General features: G+C 58.8%; 3 protein-coding genes and 1 pseudogene. 3 read left to right on the forward strand and 1 reads right to left on the reverse strand.

Translation table 11 applies throughout. The annotated features are described in order from the left end of the window. Positions 1 to 33: 33 nt before the first annotated feature. Entirely contained in the window at positions 34 to 753 is a 720-nt protein-coding gene (pyrF, locus tag ACMX3H_RS19915) for an orotidine-5'-phosphate decarboxylase (RefSeq protein WP_415211924.1), read from the forward strand. Then, on the forward strand, positions 743 to 1,066 hold the full coding sequence (yciH, locus tag ACMX3H_RS19920; RefSeq protein WP_415211883.1) for a stress response translation initiation inhibitor YciH: 324 nt from the start codon (positions 743 to 745) through the stop codon (positions 1,064 to 1,066). Before pyrF ends, yciH begins: the two co-directional genes overlap by 11 nt. Positions 1,067 to 1,141: 75 nt before the next feature. Here yciH and osmB read toward each other — a convergent pair whose 3' ends face one another. After that, positions 1,142 to 1,351 carry an osmotically-inducible lipoprotein OsmB gene (osmB, locus tag ACMX3H_RS19925; protein ID WP_415211891.1) on the reverse strand — a complete coding sequence of 70 codons (210 nt, stop codon included), beginning with the start codon at positions 1,349 to 1,351 and terminating at the stop codon, positions 1,142 to 1,144. Between the two features lie 283 nt (positions 1,352 to 1,634). On the opposite strand from osmB, the pseudogene araD reads away from it, so the two are divergent. Next, a pseudogene (gene araD, locus ACMX3H_RS19930) lies at positions 1,635 to 1,709 on the forward strand (L-ribulose-5-phosphate 4-epimerase); the annotation flags it as partial. Positions 1,710 to 1,758: the final 49 nt, after the last annotated feature.

Below are 1,758 nucleotides of genomic sequence, written 5' to 3' on the forward strand. Positions count from 1 at the left end.
TCTTCCTCTTCCTCTTCCTCTTCCTCTTCCTCTATTGCTCCGCAGCGGGCGGGTTCGCCGGTGATTGTGGCGTTGGATTATGCCTATGCCCGCCAGGCGCTGGCGTTTGCCGACAAAGTGGCGCCGCAGCAATGCCGGCTGAAAATCGGCAAAGAAATGTTTACCCAGGCGGGACCGGCGCTGGTGCGCGACCTGCAACAGCGCTGGTTCGACGTTTTCCTGGACCTGAAATTCCACGATATTCCCAATACGGTGGCCAAAGCGGTCAGCGCGGCGGCGGCGCTGGGGGTATGGATGGTCAACGTACACGCCAGCGGCGGCGAACGTATGATGGCGGCGGCGCGGGAGGCGCTGGTGCCGTTTGGGGCTGACGCGCCCACGCTTATCGCCGTCACGGTGCTTACCAGTATGAATGATGAAGATTTGAGAGGGATAGGCATTGCAGGCAGCGCGTCCGATCACGCCTTGCGGCTGGCTATTCTGGCCAAAGCGTGCGGCCTGGACGGCGTGATCTGTTCCGCCTGGGAAGCGTCGCGGCTGAAAACCGACCGCGGCGCGGCTTTCCAACTGGTGACGCCGGGGATACGGCCTGCCGGTAGCGACGCGGGGGATCAGCGCAGGGAGATGACGCCGCTGCAGGCGGGGGTGGATTATATGGTGATCGGGCGCCCGATTACCCAGGCGGCCGATCCCTCTGCCGCCCTGGTGGCTATCCTGCAGGAATTACATGTCGGAGCGGCCCATGGCGAATGAAAACCGGCTCGTGTATTCCACCGACGGCGGGCGCATTAAAGCCGCCGCAACGCCCGCGCCGCGTCCGCCAGGGGACGGCATCGTGCGATTGCAGCGTCAAACCAGCGGCAGAAAAGGCAAAGGGGTGTGCCTAATTACCGGCCTGGATTGGGACGATGCAGCGCTGCAGACGCTGGCCAGCGAGCTGAAAAAGAAATGTGGTACCGGCGGGGCGGTGAAAGAGGGCGTAATTGAAATCCAGGGCGATAAGCGCGACCTGTTAAAACAGCTATTGGAGGCGCGGGGTTTAAAGGTCAAGCTGGCGGGCGGCTAACCGGGTGCGCCCGCCTGATACGCTATCCCAAGCGCGGCAGGTGGCGATGAGGATAGGCTCATCGGGTAACGGATATTAATCAACCTGATGGCCGATAATCCCGCCGACGGCGGCGGCGCCAATGGTGCCCAAACCGCTGCCGTGGGTCAGGACCGAGCCGCCGATGGCGCCGGCGCCAATAGCGGTGTTGCGATCGCGTTTCGACCAATTCGAGCACGCGCTCAGCGATAAAGCGAGGGTTACCGCCAGCACCGCGGCGGCAATACGTTTAGAGGTTGAGCTCATCATCACGTTCTCCATAGTACGGTGTTATATTGAATTACCTTGAAATAATTATAGACTTATCTGCAACATTTAGCTTGTCTAGGATTCAATAAAAAAGATTACTATTCAATATATTACCCATTTCCTATGAGTTAAATAATCCGAAATTTCCCTCCTGATTCCAGGCTGATACGTTTCTTGACGGTCCGATAGCAGATCCATGCCCGATCTTCAGCCGGTTTACCCATACCGGCCTGGCGCAGCGGACCGGACAATAGCCTTATCGTGGGATAAGGAGAACGCCATGCTAAACAGTCTGAAACAACAGGTGCTGGAGGCGAATTTGGCGCTGCCGCAGCATCAGCTGGTCACCTTTACCGTAAGCGTACGCCCAGCGCCGTATTGACAGTTATTCAGCAGGGATGGTG

Source organism: Sodalis sp. (in: enterobacteria) (assembly GCF_047607725.1).
Classification (GTDB): domain Bacteria; phylum Pseudomonadota; class Gammaproteobacteria; order Enterobacterales; family Enterobacteriaceae; genus JBLKSS01.